Genomic DNA, 26,759 nt, shown 5'->3' with positions numbered 1-26,759 from the left:
TTGCGCCGGTCGGGTCTTCACCCCACTTGGGGCGGAGGCAGGAACGAAAGGGAAGCGCCATGTTCGATTCACTTCAGGACCGTTTGGGGTCCATCCTGAACGGCCTTACCGGGCGCGGCGCGCTTTCGGAAAAGGACGTGAACGCGGCGCTGCGCGAGGTTCGGCGCGCGCTTCTCGAGGCCGACGTCGCCTTGGAGGTGGTACGTGGATTCACGGACCGCGTGCGCGACAAGGCGGTGGGCGCCGAGCTTCTGAAGTCCATCAAGCCCGGCCAGATGGTGGTCAAGATCGTCCATGACGAGCTCGTCGCCACGCTGGGCGAGACGCAGGAGCCGATTGACCTCAACGCGCCGGCGCCGGTCGTTTTGATGATGGTCGGCCTCCAGGGCTCGGGCAAGACCACCACCTCCGCCAAGATCGCAAAGCGCCTTACCGACCGTCAGCGCAAGAAGGTGCTGATGGCCTCGCTCGATACGCGCCGCCCGGCGGCGCAGGAACAGCTCAAGGTTCTCGGCGAGCAGACTGGCGTGACGACGCTGCCGATTATCGCCGGCCAGGACCCCGTGGCCATCGCCTCGCGCGCCAAGGAAGCCGGCAAGCTCGGCGGCTACGATGTCGTCATTCTCGACACCGCCGGCCGCACTCATATTGATGAACCGCTCATGGTGGAGATGGCGGAGATCAAGGCCCGCGCCGCTCCGCATGAAATCCTCCTGGTCGCCGACAGCCTGACTGGCCAGGACGCGGTCAATCTCGCCCGCTCCTTCGACGAGCGCGTCGGCATCACCGGCATCGTCCTTACCCGTGTCGATGGCGACGGGCGCGGTGGCGCCGCGCTGTCCATGCGTGCCGTCACCGGCAAGCCGATCAAGCTCATCGGCACCGGCGAAAAGATGGACGCGCTGGAGGACTTCCACCCGGCGCGCATCGCCGACCGCATCCTCGGCATGGGCGACATCGTTTCCCTGGTGGAGCGGGCGGCCGAGAATATCGACGCGGAAAAGGCCGCGGCGATGGCCAAGAAGATGCAGTCGGGCAAGTTCGACATGAACGATCTCGCCGACCAGATCCGCCAGATGCAGAAGATGGGCGGCATGGGCGGTATGCTCGGCATGCTACCCGGCATCGGCAAGATGAAGGATCAGATCGCGGCTGCCGGGCTTGATGACAAGCTGTTCAAGCGTCAGCTCGCCATCATCTCGTCGATGACGGCGGCCGAGCGCAAGAACCCCGGCATTCTCAAGAACAGCCGCAAGAAGCGCATCGCCAGCGGCTCGGGCACTTCGGCCGCCGACATCAACAAGCTCCTGAAGATGCATCGCCAGATGGCCGACGTCATGAAGGCCATGGGCAAGGGCGGTAAGGGCGGCGGTATGATGGGCCGCATGGTGTCCGGGCTCGCCGGCAAGATGGGCCTGCCCGGCGGCGGCATGGGCGGCATGCCCGACCTTTCCAAGATGGACCCCAAGGAGATCGAGGCGCTCGCCAAGGCGGCGCAGGGCGGCGGCGGCATGCCGGACCTTTCCGCGCTCTCCAAGGGCCTGCCCTCCGGCCTCGGCGGGAGCGGCCTTCCAGGACTTCCCGGCGGGCGTGGCGGCCTGCCCGGTCTTTCCGGTTTTCCGGGAAAGAAGAAATAGAGACCGTCGCCGGTCTCCATCGCATCCAAGACAAACACTATCCAAAGACGAAGGACTGAACCGATGCCCCTGAAAATGCGCCTTGCCCGTGCCGGCTCCAAGAAGCGCCCCTACTACCACATCGTCATCGCCGACGCCCGCAGCCCGCGCGACGGCCGCTTCATCGAGCAGGTTGGCGCCTGGAACCCGATGCTGCCCAAGGACGCCGAGCGCGTGACGCTGAAGGAAGACCGCATCAAGCATTGGCTCGGCGAGGGCGCCCAGCCGACGGACCGCGTTCTGCGCTTCCTCGACCAGGCCGGCATCGCCAACCGCCCGGCCCGCAGCAATCCGAAGAAGGCCGAGCCGGGCAAGAAGGCTCAGGAGCGCGCCGCCGAAAGGAAGCAGCGCGAGGAAGACGCTGCCGCCGCTGCCGCCGAGGCGGCTTCCGGCGCCGAGGCCTGATCGGTTTTCCCGTCTACATGAGAAGCGGCGTCCCAATCGGGGCGCCGTTTTTGTCTCAGGGGTGATGCAGTGCCCCCCAAAAACTCGTCGGTTGACTGATTGCTAAGGAATTGGATGATCTATCTGCCGATGCGTTCGGTGGGCGAGATGGGATACGAGTGGGATGAACGACGGCGTCTCGGCACGGTCCGGCAGTCTCCTGCGGGATGACTTCTTCGAGCTTTCTCCAGTGCCGCTCTGGCTCGAGGACTACAGCGCCGTCAAGCGGCGGTTCGACATCTGGCGCGGCGAGGGCATCGAGGACCTGAAAGCCTACCTCATCGACAATCCCGGCGAGGTTCTCGCCTGCGCACACCTTATCAAGGTGGTGGCGGTCAACCGGCGGACCCTCGAACTCTTCGAGGCGCGGGACGAGGAGCATCTTTCCGCCAATCTCGATCGAGTCTTTTCCGGAGACATGAAGGACAGCCATCTCGAGGAGCTGGTTCAGCTCTGGGACGGGGCCATGTCGTTCCACAGCCCCGCCGTCAACTACACCCTGTCGGGCCGCCGTCTGGACATTCAGCTGAAGGGGCGGGTCGTTCCGGGGTTCGAGGCCGACTGGAGCCGGATTTTGGTCTCGACGGAGGACGTCACCGAGCGTGAGGAGGCGCGGCGCGGCCTCGCCCTCAGCGAACAGTTCGCCCGCGGGCTTTTTCAGCATTCGCCGGTGTCGCTCTGGGTCGAGGACTTCTCGTCCGTCAGGGAGCTGATGGACATGGTGCGGGCGACGGGGATCGAGGATTTCCGCACCTTTCTCGACGTTCATCCCGAGTTTGTCGCCCGGTGCATGAGCGAAATCCGTGTGATCGAGGTCAACCAGCAGACCCTCACGCTCTTCGGCGCCCGCGACACGGGGCATCTCGTCGCCAATCTCGACCGGGTGTTCCGCAACGAGATGGAGCCGAACTTCAAGGAGCAGCTCATCGATCTTTGGGGCGGCAAGCTGATCCAGCAGCGCGAGGTGGTGAACTACACCCTCGGCGGCGAGGAACTCTGCCTGCACATGCAGTTCTCCGTCTTCCCCGGTCATGAGCACAGCTGGTCGCTCGTTCAGGTCGCGCTGACCGACATAACGGCGAGAAAGAAGGCGGAAGCCTATCTCGAATTTCTCGGCAAGCACGACGTGCTGACCCGGCTTCACAACCGCTCCTTCTTCATCGACGAGCTGAACCGCCTGGAGCGCAAGGCGACCTTCCCGGTGACGATCCTCGTGGCCGATCTCAACGGCCTGAAGCAAGCCAACGACACGCTCGGCCACGCCGTCGGCGACGAGCTTCTACGCCGCGCCGGCGAGGTGCTCGAGAAGGCTGTGCTGAAGCCGAACTCGGTGGCGCGCATCGGCGGCGACGAGTTTGTGGTCGTCATGCCAGGCATCGCCAATGGCGAGGCGGACGAGATGGTCGATACCATCGAGAAGCTGGTCGAGCTCAACAACCGCTTCTATGCCGAGCCGCCGCTCAGCTTCTCCATCGGCATCGCGACGTCGCGGCCCGGCGAACGCCTCGAGGTGACGGCCAGCCGCGCCGACGAGCGCATGTACGACGCCAAGCGCGACTATTACGAGACGTCGGGCGCGGAGAGGCGCAGCCCCGTTCTCTAGATCGGCCGGACCGGCGCGGCTTGACGCATGGCCGCGCCTTGTCGCAGAGGGAGGGCGATCCGCTTCTTGCCCAAAGGCCCGTCCTTGCCCGATTCAACACCTCCTCAGCGCCCCGTTCTCCTTGGCATCGTCGGCGCGCCTCACGGCATACGCGGCGAGGTGCGGGTGCGCTCCTTCACCGAGGAGCCGACCGATCTTGGCGCCTATGGCCCGCTGTTCGATGAGAACGGTCGGCGCTTCACCGTGCTTTCAGCGCGGACCCAGAAGAATGTCGTGGTCGTGCGACTTGCCGAGGTGACGAGCCGTGAGGGCGCGGAGGAACTGCGCGGCCGCGAGCTTTTTGTCGACCGCTCCGTTCTGCCGGAAGAGGACGAGGACGAATTCTATGAGGCCGATCTCGTCGGTCTTTCGGCGCGCACCGTCGCGGGCGAGGAGGTCGGCACGGTCGTGGCGATCCACGATTTCGGCGCGGGGACGATCCTTGAAATCGCCGGCGAGGGGAGGGCCAGCGTGATGATCCCGTTTTCCGAAGCGGCCGTGCCTGCGGTTGACCTGTCGGCTCAGGTGCTGACGGTCGAACCCGTTGCCGCCGGCCTCGAGGGCAGCGACGATGAGGAAGGCGACGAGGGCGATCCGCGGCCATGAGCTTTCGCGCCTCCGTTCTCACCCTCTATCCGGAGATGTTTCCGGGGCCGCTCGGCGTTTCCCTGGCCGGGCGGGCGCTGGAGCGCGGCGATGCGGTGATCGAGACGGTCGCCATCCGCGACTTCGGCATCGGCCGGCATCGCCTGGTGGACGACACGCCGTCCGGCGGCGGGCCGGGCATGGTGATGCGCGCCGACGTTCTGGCTGCGGCCATCGACCACGCGGCTCCGGCGGGTGATACGCGCCCGCGCCTCCTGATGAGCCCGCGCGGCCGCCCGCTGACCCAGGCGCGGGTGCGCCAGCTGGCCGAGGGGGAGGGCGCCATCATTCTCTGCGGCCGCTTCGAGGGCGTCGATGAGCGTGTCATCGAGGGACGGAGCCTTGAGGAGGTTTCGATCGGCGATTACGTGCTGTCCGGAGGCGAGATCGCCGCCCTCGTTCTGCTCGACGCCGTGATTCGTCTGCTGCCCGGCGTCATGGGCAATGCGGCTTCCGGAGAGTGGGAGAGCTTCGAGGGCGCGCTCCTGGAGCACCCCCAGTACACAAGGCCGGCCGAATGGGAAGGCCGAACGATTCCGAAGGTCCTGACCTCCGGCGATCATGGCGCCGTCGAGCGATGGCGCCGGGAAGCGGCGGAGCGGATCACCGCCGAGCGGCGGCCGGACCTTCTGACCGGGTAGTGTTGCGGTCGGATGACGGCTCTCGCTTATACGTGGTCCGGCTTCAGCGGACGTTCTGGAGCTAGTGCCAGAACAGCAGGATCAGGATGATGATCGGGATCGGTATTCCCAGCAGCCAAAGAAGAATTCCACGCCCCATGGCTTTGTCCTCAACAAGGGTTTTGTTCGCCACAACCGCGCCGTCCGCATCTTGGTTCCCTCGCTCCTGCAAGCAGGCAACGGCGCATGCGAGGTGGCGGGTCATGCAAAAGTCTGCCTCGCGCGTTCCCGTGTACTCGACAAAGTGGATCGGAGCGTGTAAGGGACGCCTCGATTTCCTCAGAATAACTTGACCGTGCAAACGGCCATGTCGGCCGCTGAGGCAGACCGGCATGAAACGAATTGAGGCTGTGCCATGAACATTATCGCCGAGCTCGAAGCCGCCGAAGCGGCCCGTATCGAAGCCATCCGCACCATTCCGGCGTTTTCTCCGGGCGATACCCTGCGCGTCAACGTGCGCGTGACGGAAGGCAACCGCACCCGCGTCCAGGCCTATGAAGGCGTCTGCATCGCCCGCAGCGGCGCGGGCCTGCAGGAGAGCTTTACCGTCCGCAAGATCTCCTATGGCGAGGGCGTCGAGCGCGTGTTCCCCGTCTACTCGCCGATGGTGGAATCGGTCGAGGTCGTGCGCCGTGGTCGCGTGCGCCGGGCCAAGCTCTATTATCTGCGCGACCGTCGCGGCAAGTCGGCCCGTATCACCGAGGCCACCAACGTGCGCGCCCGCAAGCTCAATGATGAAGCCCGCCAGGTTGCGGCTGATGCCCGCGCCGAGGCCGAAGCTAAGAAGGCAGAGGCCAAGAAGGCCGAATAGTCGGTTTCTTCCCCTCAAGCCTTTTCAGCGTTTCGTCGGGCGGCCCTTGTGGCCGCCTTTCGTGTATTTGGGACCTGCTTTGGAGGATAGCCTGATGTTCGAGACGTTTTTTTGACGCCAATCGTGCCAATTGGGACGAGCGGGCGGAGCTTCACGCTACCGATACGACGGGCTCCTATTGGATCTCGACGGTTCTTGCAGGGGGCTCCAGTCTTCACGCCATCGAGGCGGAAGAGATCGGCGATCTCGCCGGCAAGGACATCGTCCATCTCCAGTGCCATATCGGGCTCGACACGCTGTCCCTGAAGCATCTGGGGGCACGGAGCGTCACCGGGCTCGACTTTTCGCCCAAAGCGATTGCCGCCGCGCAGGATTTCGCCGCCCGCGCGGGGACCGAGGCGCGCTTCGTGGAGGCTTCGCTCTATGATGCGCCGGAAGCGCTCGGCGCGACCTACGACATGGCCCTCGTCACCTGGGGCGCCATCGGCTGGCTACCGGATATCGACCGCTGGGCGAAGGTCGTCTCGGCCGTGCTGCGGCCTGGTGGGCGGCTTTATCTGCTCGAGGGCCATCCGGTCATGAACCAGATGGAATGGGAGAATGGCCGCCTCTACGCCGCCTTCGACCGCGAGACGCCGGCGGCCCAGCCGCTCGTCTTCGACGAGACGTCCACCTATACCGGCGACGAGCGGCAGCTTCAGAACACTCGCAACTACGAGTGGCTTCACCCGGTGTCCCGTGTCGTAACTGCCGTTCTGGAAGCAGGGATGCGGCTCGATTTTCTCCATGAGCACGACCGGATCGCGTGGCGTGCCTTCCCCGAAATGGAGGAGGTCGGCGTCGATCTCTTCCGGCTGAAGGAGGGAACGGCGAAGATCCCGATGGCCTATTCCCTCGGCGCCACCAAGCTCGGCTGATCACGAAAGGCGTCAGGCTTTTCCCTGGACGCTTTCGCCCGCCATGGCTTGGCCTCTCATGCCTTGGCGGTTGCCGCTATCGGCCGCGATGGACCAGCCCCACTTGATGCCGGCCCATACGCGCTCGTGCACGATGTAGGTGCAGAAGCCGAGAAAGCAGGAAGCGAGGGCCAGGGCGCCGCCGGCGGTGAACGATCCGGTGAACAGAAAGCCGAGCGCCGACATGGTGAAGAGCCCGAGAAGCTGCCATGTGGCGGCCTTGGCGAGGCTGCGAGCGCGCGTTTCCATTGGATCGTTCTCCTTTTCTTGCTTTTGGCCGCGAATCGTCGGCTCCCGCGGTGAGCGGCGGGACGGGCGTCGAAGTCAATGTTGCTGAGCCGGCCAAGAATCGGCCTTGCAAGAGGGGTTCTACGCTCAGAGGCAGAAGCCCGGCAGCCCGTAAATAATCATGACCCGGGTCACGATCGTTGCATGAATCGACAATATGGTGATATTAATCACCGTTATGGACAAAAGGCAGCGATCTGAGCTCTTCCGCGAACGACTCATGGCCGCCATGACGACCGGCGGAGTGTCACGGAGCGCCCTGGCGCGGCTCACGGGCTCCGACCGGTCGACGGTATCCTTGATTCTCTCCCGCGACGACGGCCGTTTGCCGAATGCCCAATTTGCGGCCGAATGTGCCTCGGCCCTCGGGGTTTCGTGCGACTGGCTGTTGGGACTTACCGACCGGAAGGAGCGCGGCGCCGACATGGTTGAGGCGGCGATGCGAATCGAGGAGGCGACGCGCGCGCCGTCCGACGAATCGATCTTCCGCTGGCATCAGGAGGCGCGCGGCTACAAGATTCGCCACGTGCCGGCGACCCTGCCCGACATGCTGAAGTCGGAGGCGGTGTTGCGCTTCGAGTATGGCGACTTCCTCGGCCGCACCTCGGACCAGGCGATCGCCGACATGCGCGACCGGCTGGAGTATCTGAGAGCGCCGGAGACGGACTACGAGATCGCCATGCCGCTCGACACGCTGGAGAGCTTTGCCGCCGGCCACGGCTATTGGGAGGGTCTGCCGGCCGAAGAGAGGCGCGGCCAACTGGCGCGGCTGCGCGCCCTGGCGGAGGAGCTGTACCCCTCGCTTCGCCTCTACCTTTTCGATCGAAAGAAGGTGTTTTCCTCGCCCTTGACGGTGTTTGGCCCGATGCATGCCACCGTCTATGTCGGCCGCTTTTATCTGGCGCTGCGCGAGCGTCGGCAGGTCATGGCGCTGTCGCGCCATTTCGACTGGCTGGTGCGCGAGGCGGATTTCGAGGCGAAGCACACGCCCCGCTTCATCGACACCCTGACCGTGTCATAGCCGACAAGATATCGAGAAATTCTACGCGGAGAGCTTCTCCGCTTCGTTGCTCAGCCCTGCGATGACACCACGCGGAGCTTGGGCCCAAGTGACCGGTCGCGGAAGGTGACGCGGACCTCCTTGCGGTCGACCTGCTCGACCTCGGACACGTGATAGCCCATCTTCAGGCCGAGAAGCCGTGCCTGTTCCATGTTGCCCGTGTCGATCTGCCGGGAGAACTCGCGCGGCCGCATCGCCATCAGCGTGGCCAGCATGCCGATCTCGACGCCCGCCATGAACGAGGCGTCCTGGCCGGGAAACCGAACCTTCAAATTGTCTTCGAGATGAACCGCTCTCATGTTCCCGACCTCCGGCTTTCGCTTGGCCTGAAGATCGTTGAAGACGGTTAATGAAGCCTGAAAGGAAGGGGGATTTAGCCCCGCCTGGATGAGGGCGGCCATTCGGGACGGCCGCCCTGTTGCATCGCGGACACCATCGGCTGCGCTCTCAGTTGAGGCAGCGTAGGCTTCTCAGTGCCAGAGGATGGAACGGCCCGGACGCACCAGCGACACCGCGCCCTCGATGGCGCGCTGCGCCGCGTTGTAGGCGGTGGCGCCGATGGCGCGCGCTTCGGTGGTGCCGGGGGTATGACGTCGCTCGCCAGAACCCTCCGCCTCGGCGTGAGCCGCCGCCTGGCGGTCGCGACCGCTTTGCGGGTCGCTATCGGCGCGCTCGACTTGAGCGGTGGTTTCGTCCTCGACGATGTGCTGCGGCGTATCCTGGTCCTGGTTCGATCGGATGAGCCTGGAATCGACGTCGGGCATGGTGGCTTCCTTGAGAAGAATTCGAGTGGTGCGACTGAGTGTCGCCGCTCCGGGTTAGCAATGATGGCGCAAAGTGCTTCGACTTTATTGAGATCGCGCTCAAAGCCGAGCCTTTGCTATTTTGTTGGATCAACGCGACGCGTGAGGACGGAGTTCCGCTCTCAGCGGCAATGGGTGCGTCTGTCAGAAGCCGTAAAAGTGGCGAATCATGGTCCATCCCTGCTCCGCCGTTTCGACGAAGGCGAACAGATGGACGTCCTCTGGCGCGATGGTGCCCTGCTCGGCGAGGAACTCGAAGTCGATCACCCGCCGCCAGAACGCCTCGCCAAAGAGGAGAACCGGGATCTGATGCATCCGCCGGGTCTGGATCAGCGTCAGCGTTTCGAACAATTCGTCCATGGTCCCGAAGCCGCCGGGAAAGCACGCCATCGCCCGCGCCCGCAGGAGGAAGTGCATCTTACGGATCGCGAAATAGTGAAAGTTGAAGCACAGGTCCGGCGTCACGTAAGGGTTCGGCGCCTGCTCATGTGGCAACGTGATGTTGAGCGCGATGGAGACCGCGCCGACGTCCGCCGCGCCCCTGTTTCCCGCCTCCATGACTCCCGGCCCGCCGCCGGTGACGATGACGAATTCCTTGCCGCCCGAGGCGTTGGCCGAGTGCGTCGAGCACAGGCGGGCGAACTTGCGCGCCTCCTCGTAGTAGCGGGCGTTGGCTTCGAGGTTGTTCTTCTGCGTTTCGTTGCGCGCGGCCCAGGCGGCCGCGCCGGGCTCGGGAATGCGAGCCCCGCCGAAGAGCACGACGGTCGAGCGGATGCCGGCCTCGATCAGCGCCATTTCCGGCTTCATCAGCTCGAGCTGGAGCCGCACGCCGCGCATCTCCTCGCGCGAGATGAAATCCGGATCGTCATAGGCGAGGCGGTAGGTGGGAGAGGCGGTCTGCGCCGTGTCGGGCTTGACGTTGGCGCGCTCGCGATCTGTGCGCGAAGAGGGAAACGGGTCCCAGGCCTTGTCGTCGCGCGGTGCCTTGGCCATGGGCGGGTCTCCGCTGGCTTCGATTGATTCACTTGTCTCCTTCTACTAGAGCGGTCTCACCGAAGAATGAAGGAGCCGCCATGATGCCTGCCCCCGATCGCGCACAACTCGAAACGATAGTATCCACCGCCTTCGAGGCGCGCAGCGAAATCTCCTTTTCGACCAAGGGAGAGGTGCGCGAGGCGGTCGAGGCGGCCCTGGAGCTTCTGGACAGCGGCGAGGCGCGGGTCGCCGAGCGCGCGGCCGACGGCAGCTGGACCGTCAACCAATGGCTTAAGAAGGCGGTGCTGCTCTCCTTCCGCCTGAACGACATGGAGGCGATCGACGGCGGGCCCGGCGGCGCGGCCTGGTGGGACAAGGTGCCGTCCAAGTTCGCCGGCTGGGGTGAAAATCGGTTCCGCGACGCGGGCTTCCGCGCCGTGCCGGGCGCGATCGTTCGCCGGTCGGCCTTCATCGGCCGCGACGCCGTGCTGATGCCTTCCTTCGTCAATCTCGGCGCCCATGTTGGCGAGGGCACGATGGTCGACACCTGGGCGACAGTCGGCTCGTGCGCGCAGATCGGCAAGCACGTCCACCTGTCCGGCGGCGTCGGCATCGGCGGCGTCCTGGAGCCGCTCCAGGCCGGTCCGGTGATTATCGAGGACAACTGCTTCATCGGCGCGCGCTCGGAGGTCGTGGAGGGCTGCGTCGTGCGCGAGGGCTCGGTCCTCGGCATGGGCGTCTTCATCGGCCAGTCGACCAAGATCGTCGACCGCGCGACCGGCTCCATCACCTATGGCGAGGTGCCGCCCTATTCGGTGGTGGTCGCGGGAAATCTGCCGGGCAAGCCGATGGGCAACGGCGAGCCGGGGCCGGGCCTTTATTGCGCGGTCATCGTCAAGCGGGTCGACGAGCGCACGCGCTCCAAGACCTCGGTCAACGAACTCTTGCGCAGCTGACCGGGTGGTGAAGCGGGCGGGGGCCAGCAAGGGCGCGCGCCGGGCGATGCCCCGGGCCCGCCTGTTCTCCGCCGCGCTCGGTCTGCCGCTTGCCGGGCTCGGCTCGCTGCTGGCCTGGCTTTCCGATCCGCCGGCGCTGCCGCCCGACCACCAGGGCCTTTGCCGCATGGAAGCGGCGGGCGGGGTGGATTTCATCGTCTGCGACGTGCCGCTGGACCATTACGATCTAAGGCTCGCCACGGCCGACGAGGACGGCGTTCCCTACGAGACCTTCGCCAAGGTCGCGGCGAGCTTTTCATCCCCCATGGTTCTGGCGGTCAATGCGGGCATGTTCGACGAGGCGCGGCGGCCCGTCGGCCTAGCGGTCGAGGACGGTGTCGAACGCCATCCCGTCTCCACGGCGGACGGCCCCGGCAATTTCTCGATGAAGCCCAACGGCATCTTCTATGTCGAGAACGGCCGCGCTGGGGTGATGGAAACCGGCCGCTTCCTCGCGGAAGGCCACAGGCCAAGCCTTGCCACGCAGTCGGGCCCGATGCTGCTCATCGACGGCGCGCTTCATCCGCGCTTCATCGAGGGCTCAGACAGTCGCTTCGTGCGCAATGGAATCTGCGCCACCGACGAGGGCCGGCTGGTCCATTTCGTCATGACGCGGCAGAAGATCAATTTCTGGGACTTCGCACTGTTCTTCCGCGACCGCCTCGGCTGCCGCGATGCGCTGTTCCTCGACGGGAAGGTCTCGAGCCTCTTCTATCCCGCCGGGGGAATCGATTATCGGCCGGATCGGCTCGGCCCGATGCTCTCGGCGCTGGCAAAGCCTGGGGTCAGCGCGTCGGAGGAGCCCTGAGACGACAGGGTGGTGATCCTGTTCGAGCTGGAGAATGTCGGAACCGGCACGACGCCCGGCAGCGAGCGGGCGGACGAGCCCATGTCCTTGTCGCTGAGGCTGGCGGTGGTGATGGGCGAGGAGCGCATCCGGCGTCGCTCGATCGCGGCCATGTGCTTCTTGACGTTGGCGCAATAGGTCGCGGCGGCCCGGCTCATGACCGTGGTGCGATGGCCGCCCTTGTACTTCATCGCCGTCTGGCAGATGTCGTGGCCGCCCTGCTCCCAGGCACCGGCGAGATACTTCATGCCGTAGCGAAGATTGGTCTCGGGGTCGTAGAGCGCCTCGCTGGGGCCGGCAAAGCCGAGGCTGCGCGCCGTCGCCGGCTTGATCTGCGACAGGCCGAGGGCACGGCCGCCCTTGGCCTTGGGATTGTAATGGCTTTCGACCCGCACCACGGCGAAGGCGAGCTCGGGCGGAATGTCGTTTTCCACCGCCGCCGTCTCGATCATCTTGTCGAGATTGCTGCTGCCGGTGATGCTGTCGCTGGCCATGAAGGTGTCGCCGATGCGCTGGCTGACCGAGGCGATGGCGCGGCCGGTGGTGGCAACGGCGCTCTTGGTGGTGTCGATTGTGGCCACCGTCGCGGCTTCGGCTGTGGTTCCGACGGCCGCAATTGTCTGGCTGACAGCCTCCTTGGCCGCGGCGGGGGCGGCCGCGACCTTCTCGGCGATGCTGGCGTCCGTCCCCTCGGCGACCTTCGTGGCGGCGGCCGCACCGGCGGAAGATGTCTCCGCCGCTCCGGCCGGCGCCGCTGTCGCCCGCGCCTTGGCGAGAAGGCGCTCGGCGGCGCGGTGGTCGGCGACGTCAGCTTGAAGTGCCGCCACCGGGTCCTTTGCCTCGCCCGGTTTGATTCGCCCGGTCTTGCCAGACGTCGCGGGATCGGAAGCGGGCGAGGGGGCGATCGATGCCGTCTGATCGGCTGGGACTGCCGTGTCGGCTTCCTGTTGAGGTTTCGAGGAAGGAGCGACCAGATGCGTGCCGTCGGCGAGGGCGTAAACCGGCGACGGGGCATATCCGTAGGTCGCGGTGACGTCGGCGAGGCTGACCGTCTTGGTCTGGTTGTCCGCGCTCTGGTTGGAGACGCAGGCCCCCAGCGCCAGGGGCAGCATGCAGAGAGCCATTCCAGCTCCGGTCTTCCGTCGAAGCACGGTCTGTCCCGTTCGGATCTGATCTTTCGTCATGGCGTCCCCCGCTCATGGTGCCCGATCGTTCTCTTTATCGTGAACTCGGCACAAAAAAGGCAAGCCCCCCGCTTATGATTGATGGTTAAGAAAGAGTTGCTCGTGCGACACAGCCTCGCGAAAGCTCCGCTGGCTGTCGGCGATGCTCTCCGCTATTGAGCCGATCATGACTGCTTTGCCCACAGACCCTCGCGAAAATCTTGTCCGGCTGATTCGCTGTCCTTCGGTGACACCGCTCGAGGCCGGCGTCCTTTCTGCGCTTCAGGAAATGCTGGAGCCGCTCGAATTCTCCGTTTTTCGGCCAGTTTTTGCCGAGCCGGGGATGGAGGATGTGGAAAATCTGTTCGCCCGGCGCGGTGGCGGCGGGGCGCATCTGGTCTTCGCGGGCCATGTCGACGTCGTGCCGCCGGGAGAAGAGGCGGCATGGCGCCTGCCCCCCTTTGGTGGCGAGATTCGCGACGGAATGCTCTTCGGGCGGGGCGCGGTGGACATGAAGGGGGGGATCGCCTGCTTCGTCGCCGCCCTTGCGCGCCTCCTCGAGCGTGGCGACATGCCGCACGGCCAAATCTCCCTGCTGATCTCGGGCGACGAGGAGGGGCCGGCGGTCAACGGCACGCCCAAGCTTCTCCAGTGGGCGGCCGAAAGGGGGGAGCGCTTCGACGCCTGCCTGCTCGGCGAGCCCACCTCGCGCGAGGCTCTGGGCGACATGATGAAGGTGGGCCGGCGCGGCTCGCTTTCGGCGGCCATCACCGTCACCGGCCGCCAGGGGCACGTCGCCTATCCCGACCGCGCCGACAATCCGGTGACGGGTCTGATGCGGCTCCTCGCCGCCCTCAAGGATCGGCCTCTCGACTTGGGCAATGAGAGGTTCCAGCCGTCGAACCTCGAAATCACGACCTTCGACGTCGGCAACCCTTCGGTCAACGTCATACCGGAGAGGGCGACGGCCGCCTTCAATGTCCGGTTCAACGATGAGTGGAGCGTGGCGACGCTGCAGGCGGAGTTGACGAAACGTCTCGAGGCGGCGGCACAGCGTGATGAGATCGGGCGCCAGCGCATCACTTTCGCCATTGACTGGAAGGCGGCTCCGGCCCAGGTTTTCCTCACCCGAAACGAGTTGCTGACGAACGCTCTGGCGAAGGCTGTCGAGGATCAAACAGGGCGGCGGCCGGAAATCTCAACCTCGGGTGGCACCTCGGACGCGCGTTTCATCAAGGACGCCTGTCCCGTCGTCGAATTCGGCCTGGTCGGCCAAACGATGCACATGGTCGACGAGCGTGTGGCGCTGGCTGAACTTGAGGAATTGACGCGGATCTATGAGCTCTTCATCACCCGCTGGTTCGGCGCCCAGTCCTGAGCAGATGCCGAGGCTCCCGGAGGTCCTGCGCTATTTCTCGGCCACGGCCCGGATGATGGCGGGGCGGCCGGACGGGCTCAAGGCGCTCGACCTTTCCGCCGACGGTTTCTGGGCGTCCTTCGCGGCCCTTCCCATTTCCCTGCCGCCGCTTGCTCTCTCGTGGATCGAGTACGAGTCGGCGGAGCGGACGCAAGTCGCCGTCGACGCCGGACTTGGAACGGTCCTCGCCGCCCATTTCGTCGCTGACGTCCTGTCATGGCTGCTGCCGGTGCTGATCCTCATGATGATCGCCCGGCCGATCGGATTTTCGCGCAAGATCGTGCCGCTGGTGATCGCCACCAACTGGGGCGGCGCGCTCTTGGCCTGGGCGATGGTGCCCTATTGGCTGCTGGTCATGGCGCTGGGGGAGGGGCCGACACTCGGGCTGCTCGGCATCGTGGCGACGATCGCCAGCCTGACGCTGACGGTGCGTCTGGCGGCCGTCGCCATCGGCGGCGACATTCTCGCGGCCATCGGCATCGTCACGCTGATGGTGATTTCCTCCCTCGTCTCCTACGGCGCGGTGATGGACGTGACGGGCGTGCCGCTGATCTGAACCCAGGGCTTCAGTCGCGGACGCTGCGCAGGAAGGCGGCGAGGTCGTCGGTGATGAAGTCGATGTGGTCGCCGTCGCGCCCTTCCTGCTCCCAGATCTCGCCGAAGGTCGTCTCCAGGTTTGCGGGCACGATCAGCACCGTCCTCATGCCGAGGCGTTTGGGCACCTCGAGGTTGCGGGCAAGATCCTCGAACATGGCGGCGTGGGCGGCGTCGATGCGGTGGAGCCCCATGAACTTATCGTAGGTGGCGGCCGCCGGCTTGGGCACGAGACCGGCCGCGACGATGTCGAAGATGTCGTCGAAATGGTCGAGGATGCCGAGCTGGCGCGCGGTGCGCTCGGCATGGCCGCGATCGCCGTTGGTGAAGATGAATTTTCGCCCCGGAAGCGCCTTGATCTCCTCGCCGAGCGCCGCGTCGGCCTTCACCCACGAATAGTCGATGTCGTGGACGAATTCGAGAAAGGCGTCTGGGTCCACCTGATGCTCGCTCATCAGGCCGCGAAGGGTCGTTCCGTAGTCGCGGTAGAACTTCTTCTGCAACGTCTTGGCCTCGCCGGCCTCGAGCGAAAGCAGGTTGGAAACGAATGCAGTGATACGCTCGTCGATCTGTTGGAAGAGGTTCGTGTGGCGCGGATAGAGGGTGTTGTCGAGATCGAACACCCAGTCACGCACATGGGCGAAATCCTGGGGGCGCGCCGCCTCGGTGGTCCGGGGGCTGGGGCTGTCGTTCATGGAGGGTCCGGCTGTTCGAATGGTTGTCCCTGCAAAATAGGGCAGATCGACGCGCCGAGCGACCCGCTCTGTCACCGGCGGGTGATCGCGGGTGGTCGGTCCGGTGTTCCGATCGCGAAAACGGCATCGGGAGCTTCTATCTGACGCGTCGGGGGCGTGGTAAGAGCGCGCCGTTTTTGGCGTTGCTCCAGCGCGGAGTTGCGGCGTGCCCAGCAGGCTTTCTCCCGAGGAGCTCGCTCCTCCTTCCAAGGTTCGGCCGGCTGGCCGGGCCTTTTCTTTCAAGTGGCCCTTCATGTTGAAGCTGACCCGATTCGGTTCGCGGCGCTGGGCGGCGCTCGTCACGCCGCTCCTGATGCTCGCCCTCGTCATCCTGGTGTTCGGCTCGATCCAGCGCCTGATCGCCGAGGTCGATTATGACGACGTGACACTGGCGCTGCGCGCCACGCCTTGGCACTCGGTCGCACTGGCCGTTCTCTTCACCGCGGCGAGCTTCGTGGCGCTCAGCTTCTACGATGTCTCGGCGCTCGCCTATGCCGGGCGCCGGTTGCCCTATCCCATTGTCGCGCTCACGGCCTTCTGCGCCTATGCGGTGGGCAATACGGCGGGCTTCGGCATCGTCTCAGCGGGGGCCGTCCGGTTCCGCTTCTATTCGCGCTTCGGCGCCGAACCGGACGAGATCGCCCGCATTATCGGTTTCGTCACCGCAGCCTTCGGACTGGGGCTGACTCTCACGACCGCCCTCGGCGCGCTCGTCTCCAGCGATGAGATGGCCAGTATCGTCAATGTCAGTCCGCCGCTGATCCAGGCGTCGGCGGCGGTGCTGCTGATCCTCGTCTCGGCCCTGCTCCTCATCCCGGCGGCGCGCCAGGGCGCGCTGAGGCTCGGCCGTCACACGGTGCCCTGGCCGAGCGTCCGCGTGGTTCTGCTCCAGGCGGCCGCGACCCTTTGCGACATCACCGCCACGGCGGCCGTCCTCTGGGTGCTGCTGCCGCCGCTGCCCATCGCCTTCCCGGGATTTGCCGCGATCTTCGCGGTCGCCATCGGCCTCGGTGTCGTCAGCCACGTTCCCGCCGGCCTCGGCGTTTTCGAGACGGTGATCGTTGCGGCCCTCGGCAACGCGGTGCCGGTGGACAACGTTCTCGGCGCCTTGATCCTCTACCGCCTTGTCTACCATGCGCTGCCGCTGGTCCTCTCGACCGCCATCATCGGCAGCCTTGAGGTTCGCCGCATCTTCGCCCGCAAGGCTGTCTCGCGCGCCGTGGTGGCGGCGGGCCGGCTCGCGCCGCAAAGCCTCGCCGTGCTCTCGATGGTCGCGGGGACGATCCTCATCGTCGCCGGCGTGACGCCGCTTCCCGCCGAGCGGCTGGAATTCCTGTCGAACACGCTGCCGCTGCCCATCCTCGAGGGCGCGAACTTCCTTTCCAGCGTTCTCGGCATGGTGCTTCTCATCGCTGCGCGCGGGCTGGCCCACCGCCTCGACGGTTCGTGGTGGATGTCGCTGTCGGTGACGGGCCTCGCCCTGTTCCTGGCGGCTTTGCGCGCCTCCAACATCACGGAAATCGTGCTGCTCGCCGTGCTGCTGGCCGCCCTTCTCGCCACCCAGCGCGAATTCAACCGCCCCTCCCGAATGCTGCGTCAGCCGCTCACCGGGCGCTGGCTGGTAGCCATCGTGACCGTCGTCGTGATGGTCGTGGCGGTGATGCTCTTCGCCTATCGCGACATCGAATACACCAACGAGCTCTGGTGGCAGTTCGAGTTCGCCGCCGAGGCGCCGCGCAGCCTGCGGGCGGCGCTCGCCGTGGTGCTTGTCACGGGAGCAGTCGGGGTTTGGTCGCTCACGCGTTTCGCGCGTCTGACGGTGGAGCCGCCGGCGGCAGCCGAGCTCGCAGAGGCGGCGGCGATCGTCCAGCGGCAGTTCAACCCCAACGCCAACCTTGTGCTGATGGGCGACAAGAGCCTGGTCTTCTCCGAGGCGCGCGATGCCTTCATTATGTTCGCCCAGCAGGGGCGCTCGTGGATCGCCCTGTTCGACCCCGTCGGGCCGAAAGAAGCATGGCCAGAGCTGATCTTCCGCTTTTCGGAGCTCGCCAGGCTGCATGGCGGCAGGCCGGTCTTCTATCAGGTCCGCCCGGAGAACCTCTCGCTCTATGCCGATGCCGGGCTCTACGCCTTCAAGCTCGGTGAGAACGCGCAGCTGAAGCTGAAGACGTTCGACCTCGCCGGGGCCAAGCGCGCCGACTTCCGCCGCGCGCTGAACAAGGGCGAGCGCGAGGGGCTCGGCTTCGAGGTGCTGGAACCTCAGGCCGTCGCGCTCTGCCTCGACGATCTTCAGGCGGTTTCCGACGCCTGGCTCGCCAAGCACAATGTGCGCGAGAAGCGGTTCTCGCTCGGCGCGTTCGACCGAACCTATGTGGCGAGCCAGCCGACGGCGGTGCTGCGCCAGGACGGCCGGATCGTCGCCTTCGCCACGGTGCTGCGGACAGCGCTCAAGGACGAGATCTCCGTCGACCTCATGCGCTTCTCGCCGGACGCATCCAACGTCACCATGGATTACCTCTTCGCCAAGCTGATCCTCCATTTCAAGGAGGAGGGCTATGTCTGGCTCGATCTCGGCATGGCACCGCTCGCCGGCTTCCAGCCCCACGCGACGGCCTCGGTATGGAACCGCGTGGCCCATACGGTCTTTGAGCACGGCGAGAGATTCTATCATTTTCGCGGTCTGCGCAGCTTCAAGGGCAAGTTCCTGCCGGAATGGCAGTCGCGGTTCATCGCCGTGGGCGGGGGGCGCAATCCGCTTCTGGCGCTTGCCGATGTGGCGGTGCTGATTGGAGGCGGCGTGAGGGGAGTGGTGGCGAAGTGAGTTTCGTTCGGATGAGATCGCAGCGGGCCCGACCCAAGATGATCCTCGTGGGCCTCGTCGCGGCGCTCTTGCTGCCCAGCGGCGCGATGGCCGAGGCGCCGACCTCGGCGCCGGAGCCCGACGCCTTCACGCCCGATTTCCTGCAACAACCGGTGGAACTGCTTCCCGATGGCAAGCCGCTTGCCGGTGAGGTGATCGTGCTTTCCGACGGGGACGGTTGGACCGGCCCGGAGGAGCAGCTTGCAGAGCGGCTGCGTCAGGCGGGCCAGATCGTCCTCGGCGTCGACAGTCGCCGATATCTCGCGGCGATCGATGCGGCTCCGGCGGAAGACGACCAGGACTGCGCCTATCTCGTCTCCGATCTCGAGGGCTACAGCCAGCTGATTCAGCGTCGCTTCGGCGCGGCGGACTACAAGCTTCCCGCCGTGGCGGGCGTCGGCCTCGGCGGAACGCTCGCCCTCGCTATCGCGGCGCAGACGCCGGACGCCACCATCGGCCGAACCCTTGCCGTTGATCCGCAGGAGGGTCTGCCGCTGAAGAAGGCGCTCTGCACGCCCGCGCCGGTTCACCGCACGGCCAGCGGCGAGGCGGTCTATGATCTGACGCCTGGACGCCTTCCGGACCCCGTCGAGATCGTCCTGACGCCGGGCGCGAGCGATGCTGGGCGCGCCCATGCGGCGCGGCTTGAAACCCGCTGGCCCGCGATCGACATCCACAACACCGACAAGGATGCCTTCGCAGCCGCCTTCGCCCTGTTGAAGCCGGGCAAGCAGGGCGGCGAATCCGACGGGATATCGTCCCTGCCGCTGGCGATCCTCGACGCGCCGGCCAAGTCCGACATCATGGCGATCATCTATTCCGGCGACGGCGGCTGGCGCGATCTCGACGAGACGATCGGAGAACACCTCCAGGCGGCCGGGGTGCCCGTGGTTGGCGTCGATTCGCTGCGTTATTTCTGGAGCCCGAAGACGCCTCAGAAGATCGCCGAGGACCTTCAGGCCATCATGGACGCCTATCTCGCGCGCTGGAACGTGAAGGGCGTCTATCTCGTCGGCTATTCCTTCGGCGCGGATATTCTGCCGTCCGCCTATCTCGCTCTCGACGATGAGCACAAGAAGCTGGTTCGGCGGCTCTCGCTGCTCGGGTTCTCGCGTGAGGTGGACTATCAGGTTTCGGTGTCCGGATGGCTTGGCGTCGGATCAGGCGGACGATCGACGGTCGAGGACCTTCGCCAGATTCCTCCCGCCATCGTCCAGTGCTTCTATGGCGCCGATGACGACGACACGGCCTGTCCCGAGCTCGCGGACAGCGGCATCACTCTCTTCAAGACCGAGGGCGGGCACCACTTCGACGGCGACTACGAGGCGCTGGCCAAGGACATCCTGAAATGACGGACGCGGGCGCCGGTGAGCGGGTTTGCGGCGTCTGCGGACGGGCGCTTCCGGCCTCGATGCTACGGCCGGTCGCCGTCGTCAGCGGTGCGGTCCGCGCCACCCTCGATCGGGACGAACCGGAGTGGGCGCATACCTCCTGGATCTGCTCGGACGATCTGCGCCGCGCCCGCCAGACGACGATCGAGGAGATGATCCGCGAGGATCACGGAGAACTGACGGTCCTCGACCGCGCCGTGCTGAAGAGCCTTGCCGCCAGCGGCACCGTGACAGTGAATCCCGAGGAGGTCTACGACAAGCGCCTGGACTTCGGCGATCGTCTTGCCGACCGCCTCGCGGGCTTCGCCGGCTCATGGACATTCCTTCTGTCCTTCGCGGGGGTGCTCGTTCTTTGGATCGGGGTCAATTCGTTCGCTCTCTTCTCCGCCCCGTTCGACCCCTATCCCTTCATTCTCCTCAACCTCATTCTCTCCTGCGTTGCCGCCGTCCAGGCGCCGCTGATCATGATGAGCCAGCGCCGCCAGGAGGAGAAGGACCGCCTGCGCTCCGAGAACGACTACCGCATCAACCTCAAGGCCGAGGTGGAGATTCGTCGTCTGCACGAGAAGATGGATCATCATCTCCTCATGCAGTGGGACCACCTGACGCGCCTCGGCAAAGCCCAGGACGAGATCGTGCGCCAGCTCCGCGCCGGCTCCGGAGCAGACCGCAAGGGTTGATCACGCCCCGCCGGACGAGACGCACGGCAGCGAAGCAATTTGCGAAGGAAAACTGTGCAGTTTTCCTTCAGAGGTGCTAGACTGCAGTTATGAGCACCACGGATGATTCTGCAGAGAGCGGCGAGGAGCCAGCGGTCTCCGACACCCAAACGGACGAACAGCGGCAGCGGGCCAAGGCGCTCGCCGGCGACCTTCACAGCATCGTCGGGCGCCTGAAGCGGCGGTTTCGCGAGGAGTCCAAGGCGCGCGACCTGACGCCGTCGCAATGGTCGGTGCTCCGGCGTTTGGAGCTCGAGGGGCCGGCGACGGTCACGAGCCTTGCGCGCGCCGAGGGCATGCGCCCGCAATCCATGGGCGCGACCGTCGCCGTCCTCATCGACAAGGGCGTTCTCGTCGGCGCGCCCGATCCCGATGACGGCCGCCAGACGATCCTTTCCATCAGCCCGACCTTTTTCGACTCGCTCACCAAGGGGCGGGCGGCGCGCGACATGTGGCTTAAAGGTGCGATCCAGGCGCGTCTCTCTCCCGCCGAGCAGGAGGATCTGGCGCGCGCCATCGAGCTGCTGCAGCGCCTCGTCGATACCTGAAGCGACCCGGACCCTATTCGTCGGGCAGCGTGGCTGCCGTCCTCCGGTTCCCCCGAGCTCGGGCGTGGCAGGCGCAACCCTCCGACGCCGCGCAAGGCCCCGACTCGCCCCATTTTTCAAGGATCAGCATCATGGCCATCACCTCTCTCGACGCGCGCACCGCCCTCATCGTCATCGATCTTCAGAAAGGCATTCTTCCCATGGTTCCGGCGGCGTTGGGGGCGGAGATCGTCTCCAAGGTGGCGAGCCTCGCGGCCGCCTTTCGCGCCCGCCAACTCCCGGTGGTGTTCGTCAATGTGGCAGGCGGAGCGCCGGGGCGCACCGAGCAGCCCAGACCGGGAGGCGATCTGCCGGCGGACTGGACCGAACTCGTGCCGGAACTCGGTGTCGCGGCCGAGGACATCCGCGTCACCAAGCACAGCTGGGGCGCCTTCACGGCGACCGGGCTCGCCGAGATGCTGAAGGAGTGCGGCGTGACTCACGTCGTCATCTGCGGCATCGCCACCTCGATCGGTGTGGAGACCACGGCGCGGCAGGCCTATGAACTCGGCTTCAACGTCGCGCTGGCCGTCGACGCCATGACGGATCGCATTGCCGAAGCCCATGAGAACAGCCTTAAGCGCATCTTCCCCCGTCTCGGCGAAACCGGCACGTGCGCGGCGATCATCGCCGCTCTCGAAGGCCGCGAGAGCGGGAAGTCCGCCGGCGACGGCGGGCGCTCATGCTGAGGGGCACATTCCGCTCGCTGCGCATCTATAATTTCCGCCTTTGGACTGCGGGGGGGCTGGTTTCCAACATCGGAACCTGGATGCAGCGCACCGCCCAGGACTGGCTGGTCCTGACGGGGCTGACCCACAACAACGCGACAGCCGTCGGCATCGTGATGGCGCTGCAGTTTGGCCCGCAGATGGTGCTGCTTCCGTGGACCGGCTTTGCCGCCGACTATTTTGACCGGCGCAAGCTGCTCATCGCGACCCAGGCGATCATGGGACTTCTGGCTCTGGCGATCGGCTTGCTGACGATCTCCGGGCTCGTCCAGCTTTGGCACGTCTACGTATTCGCGTTGTTGTTCGGCTGCGCCACCGCACTGGACGGGCCGGCGCGACAGACCTTCGTCTCCGACCTCGTCGATGACGACCATCTCGCCAATGCCGTTGCCCTCAACTCGACCTCGTTCAACGCCGCGCGGATGATCGGGCCGGCGGTGGCGGGCGTGCTCATCGCCGCCGTCGGCTCGGGCTGGGCCTTTCTTTTCAACGCCGCTTCGTATGTTGCGGTCGTCGCCTCACTAATGTTCCTGCGCGGCAGCGAGCTGCGCCAAACGACCCGCGCCGTGCGCGCCCGTGGCAGTCTCGTCGAGGGCTTCCGCTATGTCTGGCGGCGCCCGGACCTGATGGCGATCCTCGTCATGCTCTTCCTGGTGGGTACCTTCGGGCTCAACTTCCCGATCTTCATCTCCACCATGGCGGTGACAGTGTTCCACGCCGGGGCCAACGAATACGGCCTTCTTTCCTCTGTCATGGCAGTGGGCACGCTGGCAGGCGCGCTTCTGGCGGCGGGACGGGAAAAGCCGCGCTTTCGCTTCCTGCTCGGCGGCTCGGCGACCTTCGGCATCGGCTGCGCGCTGGCCGCGATAGCGCCGACGACGCTGCTCTTCGGCGCGGCGCTCGTCGTCATCGGAGTTTCGGCGCTCACCATCATGAACACCTCCAACGCCCTCATGCAGCTGACCACCGAGCCGGCCATGCGCGGCCGCGTGATGGCCTTGCGGCTCGGCATCGCCCTTGGCGGCACGCCCATCGGCGCGCCCGTGGTGGGGTGGGTGGCGGATTACTGGGGGCCGCGCTGGGCGCTCGGCATCGCGGCGGCATCGGGCATCGCCGCCGCGCTGGTCGCGGTCCGCTATGTGCTGACGCATCGCGAGCCGACCCTGATCGGCAGCACCGGTCAGCCGCTGGTCGATCCGGTGGCCGGCACCGGCAGGCAGGGGCCGGGCTGAGGAAAGGGCTCTGTTACTTGACGATGAGCGTGCCGGCGCCGTGCTCGGTCAAGAGCTCGAGCAGGACGGCGTGGCGCGTCTTGCCGTTCAGGATGACGACGCCCTCGACGCCGCCTTCGATGGCCTGGAGGCAGGTTTCCACCTTCGGAATCATGCCGCCCGAGATGGTGCCGTCGGCGATGAGTGCCCTGGCTTCCGCCGCCGACAGTTCCTTGATGAGCTCGCCCTTCTTGTCGAGCACGCCCGGAACGTCGGTGAGGAAGAGCAGGCGCGCCGCCTTCAGCGCGCCGGCGATGGCGCCGGCGAAGGTGTCGGCGTTGATGTTGTAGGTGTGGCCGTCGCGCCCCGGCGCGACGGGGGCGATGACCGGGATCATCTCGGAGCGGGCGAGAAGGTCGAGAAGGGTGCGATCGACCTCCACCGGCTCGCCGACGAAACCGAGGTCGAGCACGCGCTCGATGTTGGAATCGGGATCGACGATGGTCTTCTTCGCCTTTTCGGCGAAGACCATGTTGCCGTCCTTGCCGCAAAGGCCGATCGCCCATTCGCCCTCGGCGTTGATCAGGGCGACGATCTCCTTGTTGATGGAGCCGGCGAGCACCATCTCCACCACTTCGACGGTGCGCTTGTCGGTGACGCGAAGGCCGCCCTCGAAGCGCGATTCGATGCCGAGCGACTTCAGCATCTCGCCGATCTGAGGGCCTCCGCCATGGACAACGATGGGGTTGACGCCCGACTGCTTCAAAAGGGCGATGTCGCGTGCAAAAGCCTTGCCCAGCTCGCTGTTGCCCATGGCGTGGCCGCCATACTTGACCACTACAGTCTTGTTCTCATAAGCCTGCATGAAAGGCAGCGCTTCGGCGAGAAGGCGGGCCTGATGCTCTGCTTCGTCGGGGGTCATGGCGAACGTCCACTGACAGGAAAGGGCCGCCGCTCATATCGCGATTTGTGCCGGGACGGAACTGGTCGTATGAGGGATGTTGTCCGCGCGGCCGTTCCGCGCCTTGCTCGCGGGCGGCCGGGCCCCAATATTGCCGCCCGAAGCGGTGCGTCGCGGCGAACGGCTTTTTCACCAAGGGAGCGACGATCGAAACGCCTGTTCTTCACGAGGCAGGCGGAATAGGCGATAGGGTGTGTCCGCTGCCGAGGTCGCCGAGCGACCAGGGGTTTCGAGAACCCCGCGAATTGGAAAGGAAATGGTTGAGATGAGTTCCTTGCCCGCCGAATCCGGCGCCGCCACGGCTGCCGCCTTCCCGATCCCGGCCGGCGTCTTCGCGGAAACCGTGACGAGCGTAAAGCACTACACCGATACGCTGTTCTCCTTCCGCATCACGCGGCCGGCGAGCTTCCGCTTCCGCTCGGGCGAATTCGTCATGATCGGGTTGCCCAACGCCGAGAAGCCGGTCTTCCGAGCCTATTCGATCGCCAGCCCCTCCTGGGACGAGGAACTGGAGTTCTTCTCCATCAAGGTGCCGGGCGGTCCGCTGACCGAACATCTCCAGAAAATTCAGCCGGGTGACACCATCCTGATGCGGCGCAAGCCGACAGGAACCCTCGTCATGGACGCGCTTCTTCCCGGCAAACGGCTCTACCTTTTCTCGACCGGTACGGGCATCGCGCCCTTCGCCGGCATCGTGCGCGATCCCGAAACTTACGAGAAGTTCGAGCAGGTCATCCTCACCCACACCTGCCGGTTCGATGCCGAGCTCGATTATGGCCGTGAGCTGGTGAAGAAGATCCGCGAGGACGAGCTGGTCAGCGAGATCGTCGGCGATCGCCTGGTCCACTACGCCACTTCGACGCGGGAAGGCGAGACGCGCCGCCACCGCATCACCACGCTCATCGAGACCGGCGAGCTTTTTGCCGATCTCGGCGTACCGCCGCTCGACCCGGAAACCGACCGCGCGATGATCTGCGGGTCGATGGCCATGCTGAAGGACACGGCCGCGCTGTGCGAGAAGTTCGGCCTCGTCGAGGGCTCCAACGCCAATCCCGGCACCTACGTCGTCGAGCGCGCCTTCGTCGACTGAGGAAGGCGGCGGGACACGAACTTATCAGAGCCGGATCAGGGCGAGGCCCGATTCGGCATCCTTCTCCTTGCGCAGATGGGCCGGCGACTCGGTGACGACCAGTTCGAGGGTCGGGCGCACATGGGCCTTTTCGAGATGGCCGGCGAGCGCGCTGCCGTCGCGCCGGCCGAGGACGAGGTGGATGTGCAGCGCGGGCTTGCCGTCCGCAAGGGCGATATCGCCGACCAGCGAAGCGACCTCCACCTGCTCCTCGACCGGAATATGTTCGTACTCTTTGGTTTCCCAGTCGAAATAGGCGAGGACGGCATCGGAGAAGGCGCCGATCCCGGTGATCTGTGCCGCCGACAGCTTCTCCCGGTCCGCCACCTCCTTGAGGCTCGCCATCACCTCGTCGCCGTGGTCGAGAACGACCACGAAGGTGCGCTGGCCGTCTGCTTCGTGAACGAGTTTGGAGCGCATCGAAAGCTTCCTCGTGCTTGACCGGTCTTCCGGGTCGAAACACGAGGAAGCAGGCTGGGTTCCGCAATCCGCCGCCTTACAGCGGCTTCAGGCCGGCCTCGATCTCGGCGCGGCGCGGCTCCAGGAAGGGTGGCAGCGCCAGCCTCTCGCCCAGCTGTTCCAGGGGCTCGTCGGTGGCAAAGCCCGGACCGTCCGTCGCGATCTCGAAGAGAATGCCGTTCGGCTCCCGGAAATAAAGGCTCCTGAAGTAGTAGCGGTCGACCGGGCCGGAGGAGGGCAGGCGCACCTCAGCCAGCCGCTGCGCCCAGGCCTCGTAATCGGCATCAGGAACGCGGAACGCGACATGGTGGACCGAGCCCGCGCCTTGCTGCGCGATGGGCAGCCCCGGCTCCACGGCGACGTGCAGCTCGGCCGCGGCGCCCCCGTCTCCCATCTCGAAGACATGGGTGGTGGAGCCCTCGTTGCCGGGCGTCGGATAGGTGCCGGCCTCGCGCATCATCATCAGCTTGGTCAGCACGATCGCCGTCGGCGCAAGATCGGGCACCGAGATGGTGATCGGGCCGAGGCCACGGATCTGGTGATTGGCCGGCACCGGGCTTTTTTCCCAAGGGTGAGCCTCGCCTTCCCCGCCATCGTCGATCAGCGTCAGGCGCTGGCCCTCGAAGTCCTCGAAGTCGAGCACGAGGCGCTTGTCGCGCATCACGATGCCTTGATGGACAACGCCCTCGCTCTCGAGCCGCGTCTGCCACCATTGCAGCGTCGCCTGACCCGAGACGCGGAAGGCGGTGCGCACGATGGAATGGGTGCCGCGCCGCTCCGGCCCGACCGGCCAGTCGAAGAAGGTGATGTCGGTGCCGGGGGAGGCGAGTCCATCGGCATAGAACAGGTGGTAGGCCGAGACGTCGTCCTGATTGACGGTCTTCTTGACGAGCCGCAGGCCGAGAACGCGCGTGTAGAAATCGAGATTGCGCGCCGCCTCGGCGGTGACGGCTGTGAGGTGGTGAATGCCGGTGAGCTGCATGG

The 26,759-nt window shown here is 65.9% G+C and carries 29 protein-coding genes; 19 read left to right on the top strand and 10 right to left on the bottom strand.

The annotated features are described in order from the left end of the window. Positions 1–59: 59 nt before the first annotated feature. From ffh to trmD, 5 genes are all read left to right on the top strand, one after another. Positions 60–1,637 carry a signal recognition particle protein gene (ffh, locus tag B5D38_RS08620; RefSeq protein ID WP_078708012.1) on the top strand — a complete coding sequence of 526 codons (1,578 nt, stop codon included), beginning with the start codon at positions 60–62 and terminating at the stop codon, positions 1,635–1,637. Between the two features lie 63 nt (positions 1,638–1,700). Further along, positions 1,701–2,081, top strand: a complete 381-nt coding sequence (rpsP, locus tag B5D38_RS08615) for a 30S ribosomal protein S16 (protein ID WP_078708011.1) — start codon at positions 1,701–1,703, stop codon at positions 2,079–2,081. Between the two features lie 163 nt (positions 2,082–2,244). Further along, positions 2,245–3,723, top strand: coding sequence for a GGDEF domain-containing protein (locus B5D38_RS08610; RefSeq protein WP_078708010.1), 1,479 nt, complete (start codon positions 2,245–2,247; stop codon positions 3,721–3,723). 84 nt (positions 3,724–3,807) lie between these two features. After that, positions 3,808–4,368, top strand: coding sequence for a ribosome maturation factor RimM (rimM, locus tag B5D38_RS08605; RefSeq protein ID WP_245318949.1), 561 nt, complete (start codon positions 3,808–3,810; stop codon positions 4,366–4,368). Continuing rightward, positions 4,365–5,048: a tRNA (guanosine(37)-N1)-methyltransferase TrmD gene (trmD, locus tag B5D38_RS08600; RefSeq protein WP_078708008.1), complete on the top strand. Its 684-nt coding sequence runs from the start codon at positions 4,365–4,367 to the stop codon at positions 5,046–5,048. The genes rimM and trmD overlap by 4 nt, the downstream gene beginning before the upstream one ends. Before the next feature lie 61 nt (positions 5,049–5,109). Here the strand turns inward: trmD and B5D38_RS08595 are convergent, their stop codons facing one another. Next, on the bottom strand, positions 5,110–5,292 hold the full coding sequence (locus tag B5D38_RS08595) for a hypothetical protein (RefSeq protein WP_131829884.1): 183 nt from the start codon (positions 5,290–5,292) through the stop codon (positions 5,110–5,112). A 150-nt stretch (positions 5,293–5,442) separates the two neighbouring features. Here B5D38_RS08595 and rplS point away from each other — a divergent pair, with 150 nt between their 5' ends. Continuing rightward, positions 5,443–5,898 carry a 50S ribosomal protein L19 gene (rplS, locus tag B5D38_RS08590; RefSeq protein WP_078708006.1) on the top strand — a complete coding sequence of 152 codons (456 nt, stop codon included), beginning with the start codon at positions 5,443–5,445 and terminating at the stop codon, positions 5,896–5,898. Positions 5,899–6,080: 182 nt separating this feature from the next. Continuing rightward, positions 6,081–6,815, top strand: a complete 735-nt coding sequence (locus B5D38_RS08585; RefSeq protein WP_078708005.1) for a methyltransferase — start codon at positions 6,081–6,083, stop codon at positions 6,813–6,815. Positions 6,816–6,827: 12 nt separating this feature from the next. On the opposite strand, the gene B5D38_RS08580 is transcribed toward B5D38_RS08585, so the two are convergent. Continuing rightward, a complete protein-coding gene (locus B5D38_RS08580; RefSeq protein ID WP_078708004.1) occupies positions 6,828–7,103 on the bottom strand; it encodes a DUF2061 domain-containing protein in 276 nt (91 codons plus the stop codon). Positions 7,104–7,362: 259 nt separating this feature from the next. On the opposite strand from B5D38_RS08580, the gene B5D38_RS08575 reads away from it, so the two are divergent. Beyond that, on the top strand, positions 7,363–8,163 hold the full coding sequence (locus B5D38_RS08575) for a helix-turn-helix domain-containing protein (RefSeq protein ID WP_245318947.1): 801 nt from the start codon (positions 7,363–7,365) through the stop codon (positions 8,161–8,163). Between the two features lie 50 nt (positions 8,164–8,213). Here B5D38_RS08575 and B5D38_RS08570 read toward each other — a convergent pair whose 3' ends face one another. From B5D38_RS08570 to B5D38_RS08560, 3 genes are all read right to left on the bottom strand, one after another. After that, a complete protein-coding gene (locus tag B5D38_RS08570; protein WP_131829883.1) occupies positions 8,214–8,501 on the bottom strand; it encodes a hypothetical protein in 288 nt (95 codons plus the stop codon). 171 nt (positions 8,502–8,672) lie between these two features. Beyond that, complete coding sequence (locus tag B5D38_RS08565; RefSeq protein ID WP_078708001.1) at positions 8,673–8,966, bottom strand: hypothetical protein; 294 nt, start codon at positions 8,964–8,966, stop codon at positions 8,673–8,675. A 183-nt stretch (positions 8,967–9,149) separates the two neighbouring features. Next, positions 9,150–9,998, bottom strand: coding sequence for an LOG family protein (locus B5D38_RS08560; protein ID WP_078708000.1), 849 nt, complete (start codon positions 9,996–9,998; stop codon positions 9,150–9,152). A gap of 83 nt (positions 9,999–10,081) precedes the next feature. On the opposite strand from B5D38_RS08560, the gene dapD reads away from it, so the two are divergent. Both dapD and B5D38_RS08550 read left to right on the top strand, forming a co-directional pair. Beyond that, positions 10,082–10,936, top strand: coding sequence for a 2,3,4,5-tetrahydropyridine-2,6-dicarboxylate N-succinyltransferase (dapD, locus tag B5D38_RS08555; RefSeq protein ID WP_078708228.1), 855 nt, complete (start codon positions 10,082–10,084; stop codon positions 10,934–10,936). A 46-nt stretch (positions 10,937–10,982) separates the two neighbouring features. Then, positions 10,983–11,783 (top strand): phosphodiester glycosidase family protein, encoded by an 801-nt coding sequence (locus tag B5D38_RS08550; RefSeq protein WP_078708227.1) that lies wholly within the window; start codon positions 10,983–10,985, stop codon positions 11,781–11,783. Here the strand turns inward: B5D38_RS08550 and B5D38_RS22525 are convergent. After that, positions 11,708–12,946: a lytic transglycosylase domain-containing protein gene (locus tag B5D38_RS22525; RefSeq protein WP_245318944.1), complete on the bottom strand. Its 1,239-nt coding sequence runs from the start codon at positions 12,944–12,946 to the stop codon at positions 11,708–11,710. The genes B5D38_RS08550 and B5D38_RS22525 overlap by 76 nt on opposite strands. Positions 12,947–13,172: 226 nt before the next feature. Here B5D38_RS22525 and dapE point away from each other — a divergent pair, with 226 nt between their 5' ends. Together dapE and B5D38_RS08535 are read left to right on the top strand one after the other, a co-directional pair. Next, positions 13,173–14,363 (top strand): succinyl-diaminopimelate desuccinylase, encoded by a 1,191-nt coding sequence (gene dapE, locus B5D38_RS08540; RefSeq protein WP_078708226.1) that lies wholly within the window; start codon positions 13,173–13,175, stop codon positions 14,361–14,363. Between the two features lie 4 nt (positions 14,364–14,367). Further along, entirely contained in the window at positions 14,368–14,958 is a 591-nt protein-coding gene (locus tag B5D38_RS08535; protein WP_078707998.1) for a hypothetical protein, read from the top strand. A gap of 10 nt (positions 14,959–14,968) precedes the next feature. Here the strand turns inward: B5D38_RS08535 and B5D38_RS08530 are convergent, their stop codons facing one another. Next, positions 14,969–15,691: a pyrimidine 5'-nucleotidase gene (locus B5D38_RS08530; protein ID WP_078707997.1), complete on the bottom strand. Its 723-nt coding sequence runs from the start codon at positions 15,689–15,691 to the stop codon at positions 14,969–14,971. 292 nt (positions 15,692–15,983) lie between these two features. Here B5D38_RS08530 and mprF point away from each other — a divergent pair, with 292 nt between their 5' ends. The 6 genes from mprF (at position 15,984) to B5D38_RS08500 (ending at position 23,247) form a co-directional block, all read left to right on the top strand. Further along, the gene (gene mprF / locus B5D38_RS08525; RefSeq protein ID WP_078707996.1) at positions 15,984–18,551 is read left to right on the top strand and encodes a bifunctional lysylphosphatidylglycerol flippase/synthetase MprF; all 2,568 of its coding nucleotides are present in this window, start codon (positions 15,984–15,986) and stop codon (positions 18,549–18,551) included. Between the two features lie 11 nt (positions 18,552–18,562). Then, a complete protein-coding gene (locus B5D38_RS08520; RefSeq protein WP_245318942.1) occupies positions 18,563–19,942 on the top strand; it encodes an AcvB/VirJ family lysyl-phosphatidylglycerol hydrolase in 1,380 nt (459 codons plus the stop codon). Further along, the gene (locus B5D38_RS08515; RefSeq protein WP_078707994.1) at positions 19,939–20,661 is read left to right on the top strand and encodes a DUF1003 domain-containing protein; all 723 of its coding nucleotides are present in this window, start codon (positions 19,939–19,941) and stop codon (positions 20,659–20,661) included. Before B5D38_RS08520 ends, B5D38_RS08515 begins: the two co-directional genes overlap by 4 nt. Positions 20,662–20,750: 89 nt before the next feature. Beyond that, a complete protein-coding gene (locus tag B5D38_RS08510) occupies positions 20,751–21,248 on the top strand; it encodes a MarR family winged helix-turn-helix transcriptional regulator (RefSeq protein WP_078707993.1) in 498 nt (165 codons plus the stop codon). A gap of 131 nt (positions 21,249–21,379) precedes the next feature. Further along, entirely contained in the window at positions 21,380–21,976 is a 597-nt protein-coding gene (locus B5D38_RS08505; RefSeq protein WP_078707992.1) for an isochorismatase family protein, read from the top strand. Further along, on the top strand, positions 21,970–23,247 hold the full coding sequence (locus tag B5D38_RS08500; protein WP_078707991.1) for an MFS transporter: 1,278 nt from the start codon (positions 21,970–21,972) through the stop codon (positions 23,245–23,247). The genes B5D38_RS08505 and B5D38_RS08500 overlap by 7 nt, the downstream gene beginning before the upstream one ends. Positions 23,248–23,260: 13 nt before the next feature. Here B5D38_RS08500 and argB read toward each other — a convergent pair whose 3' ends face one another. Beyond that, positions 23,261–24,148 (bottom strand): acetylglutamate kinase, encoded by an 888-nt coding sequence (gene argB, locus B5D38_RS08495; RefSeq protein ID WP_078707990.1) that lies wholly within the window; start codon positions 24,146–24,148, stop codon positions 23,261–23,263. Between the two features lie 304 nt (positions 24,149–24,452). Between argB and B5D38_RS08490 the strand changes: the two genes are divergently transcribed. Further along, complete coding sequence (locus tag B5D38_RS08490; RefSeq protein ID WP_116002631.1) at positions 24,453–25,277, top strand: ferredoxin--NADP reductase; 825 nt, start codon at positions 24,453–24,455, stop codon at positions 25,275–25,277. 24 nt (positions 25,278–25,301) lie between these two features. On the opposite strand, the gene B5D38_RS08485 is transcribed toward B5D38_RS08490, so the two are convergent. Next, positions 25,302–25,736 carry a PPC domain-containing DNA-binding protein gene (locus B5D38_RS08485; protein ID WP_078707988.1) on the bottom strand — a complete coding sequence of 145 codons (435 nt, stop codon included), beginning with the start codon at positions 25,734–25,736 and terminating at the stop codon, positions 25,302–25,304. Positions 25,737–25,812: 76 nt separating this feature from the next. Next, entirely contained in the window at positions 25,813–26,757 is a 945-nt protein-coding gene (locus B5D38_RS08480) for a ring-cleaving dioxygenase (protein WP_078708225.1), read from the bottom strand. Positions 26,758–26,759 lie beyond the last annotated feature (2 nt).

It is taken from the genome of Consotaella salsifontis, from assembly GCF_900167365.1.
GTDB classification, from domain to species: Bacteria; Pseudomonadota; Alphaproteobacteria; order Rhizobiales; family Rhizobiaceae; genus Consotaella; species Consotaella salsifontis.
The sequence above is the reverse complement of the archived record's forward strand: the minus strand, read 5'-3'. Positions and strand labels throughout refer to the sequence as shown.

Coding starts and splice junctions, on each gene's coding strand:
- B5D38_RS08485 (WP_078707988.1), bottom strand. CDS start 25,736: ATGCGCTCCAAACTCGTTCACGAAGCAGACGGCCAGCGCACCTTCGTG.
- dapE (WP_078708226.1), top strand. CDS start 13,173: ATGACTGCTTTGCCCACAGACCCTCGCGAAAATCTTGTCCGGCTGATT.
- B5D38_RS08575 (WP_245318947.1), top strand. CDS start 7,363: ATGGCCGCCATGACGACCGGCGGAGTGTCACGGAGCGCCCTGGCGCGG.
- dapD (WP_078708228.1), top strand. CDS start 10,082: ATGCCTGCCCCCGATCGCGCACAACTCGAAACGATAGTATCCACCGCC.
- trmD (WP_078708008.1), top strand. CDS start 4,365: ATGAGCTTTCGCGCCTCCGTTCTCACCCTCTATCCGGAGATGTTTCCG.
- B5D38_RS08550 (WP_078708227.1), top strand. CDS start 10,983: ATGCCCCGGGCCCGCCTGTTCTCCGCCGCGCTCGGTCTGCCGCTTGCC.
- ffh (WP_078708012.1), top strand. CDS start 60: ATGTTCGATTCACTTCAGGACCGTTTGGGGTCCATCCTGAACGGCCTT.
- B5D38_RS08570 (WP_131829883.1), bottom strand. CDS start 8,501: ATGAGAGCGGTTCATCTCGAAGACAATTTGAAGGTTCGGTTTCCCGGC.
- mprF (WP_078707996.1), top strand. CDS start 15,984: ATGTTGAAGCTGACCCGATTCGGTTCGCGGCGCTGGGCGGCGCTCGTC.
- B5D38_RS08500 (WP_078707991.1), top strand. CDS start 21,970: ATGCTGAGGGGCACATTCCGCTCGCTGCGCATCTATAATTTCCGCCTT.
- B5D38_RS08480 (WP_078708225.1), bottom strand. CDS start 26,757: ATGCAGCTCACCGGCATTCACCACCTCACAGCCGTCACCGCCGAGGCG.
- B5D38_RS08535 (WP_078707998.1), top strand. CDS start 14,368: ATGCCGAGGCTCCCGGAGGTCCTGCGCTATTTCTCGGCCACGGCCCGG.
- B5D38_RS08565 (WP_078708001.1), bottom strand. CDS start 8,966: ATGCCCGACGTCGATTCCAGGCTCATCCGATCGAACCAGGACCAGGAT.
- B5D38_RS08515 (WP_078707994.1), top strand. CDS start 19,939: ATGACGGACGCGGGCGCCGGTGAGCGGGTTTGCGGCGTCTGCGGACGG.
- B5D38_RS08530 (WP_078707997.1), bottom strand. CDS start 15,691: ATGAACGACAGCCCCAGCCCCCGGACCACCGAGGCGGCGCGCCCCCAG.
- B5D38_RS08510 (WP_078707993.1), top strand. CDS start 20,751: ATGAGCACCACGGATGATTCTGCAGAGAGCGGCGAGGAGCCAGCGGTC.
- rplS (WP_078708006.1), top strand. CDS start 5,443: ATGAACATTATCGCCGAGCTCGAAGCCGCCGAAGCGGCCCGTATCGAA.
- B5D38_RS08580 (WP_078708004.1), bottom strand. CDS start 7,103: ATGGAAACGCGCGCTCGCAGCCTCGCCAAGGCCGCCACATGGCAGCTT.
- B5D38_RS08560 (WP_078708000.1), bottom strand. CDS start 9,998: ATGGCCAAGGCACCGCGCGACGACAAGGCCTGGGACCCGTTTCCCTCT.
- B5D38_RS08595 (WP_131829884.1), bottom strand. CDS start 5,292: ATGACCCGCCACCTCGCATGCGCCGTTGCCTGCTTGCAGGAGCGAGGG.
- B5D38_RS08520 (WP_245318942.1), top strand. CDS start 18,563: ATGAGATCGCAGCGGGCCCGACCCAAGATGATCCTCGTGGGCCTCGTC.
- argB (WP_078707990.1), bottom strand. CDS start 24,148: ATGACCCCCGACGAAGCAGAGCATCAGGCCCGCCTTCTCGCCGAAGCG.
- B5D38_RS08505 (WP_078707992.1), top strand. CDS start 21,380: ATGGCCATCACCTCTCTCGACGCGCGCACCGCCCTCATCGTCATCGAT.
- B5D38_RS22525 (WP_245318944.1), bottom strand. CDS start 12,946: ATGGCTCTCTGCATGCTGCCCCTGGCGCTGGGGGCCTGCGTCTCCAAC.
- B5D38_RS08610 (WP_078708010.1), top strand. CDS start 2,245: ATGAACGACGGCGTCTCGGCACGGTCCGGCAGTCTCCTGCGGGATGAC.
- B5D38_RS08490 (WP_116002631.1), top strand. CDS start 24,453: ATGAGTTCCTTGCCCGCCGAATCCGGCGCCGCCACGGCTGCCGCCTTC.
- rpsP (WP_078708011.1), top strand. CDS start 1,701: ATGCCCCTGAAAATGCGCCTTGCCCGTGCCGGCTCCAAGAAGCGCCCC.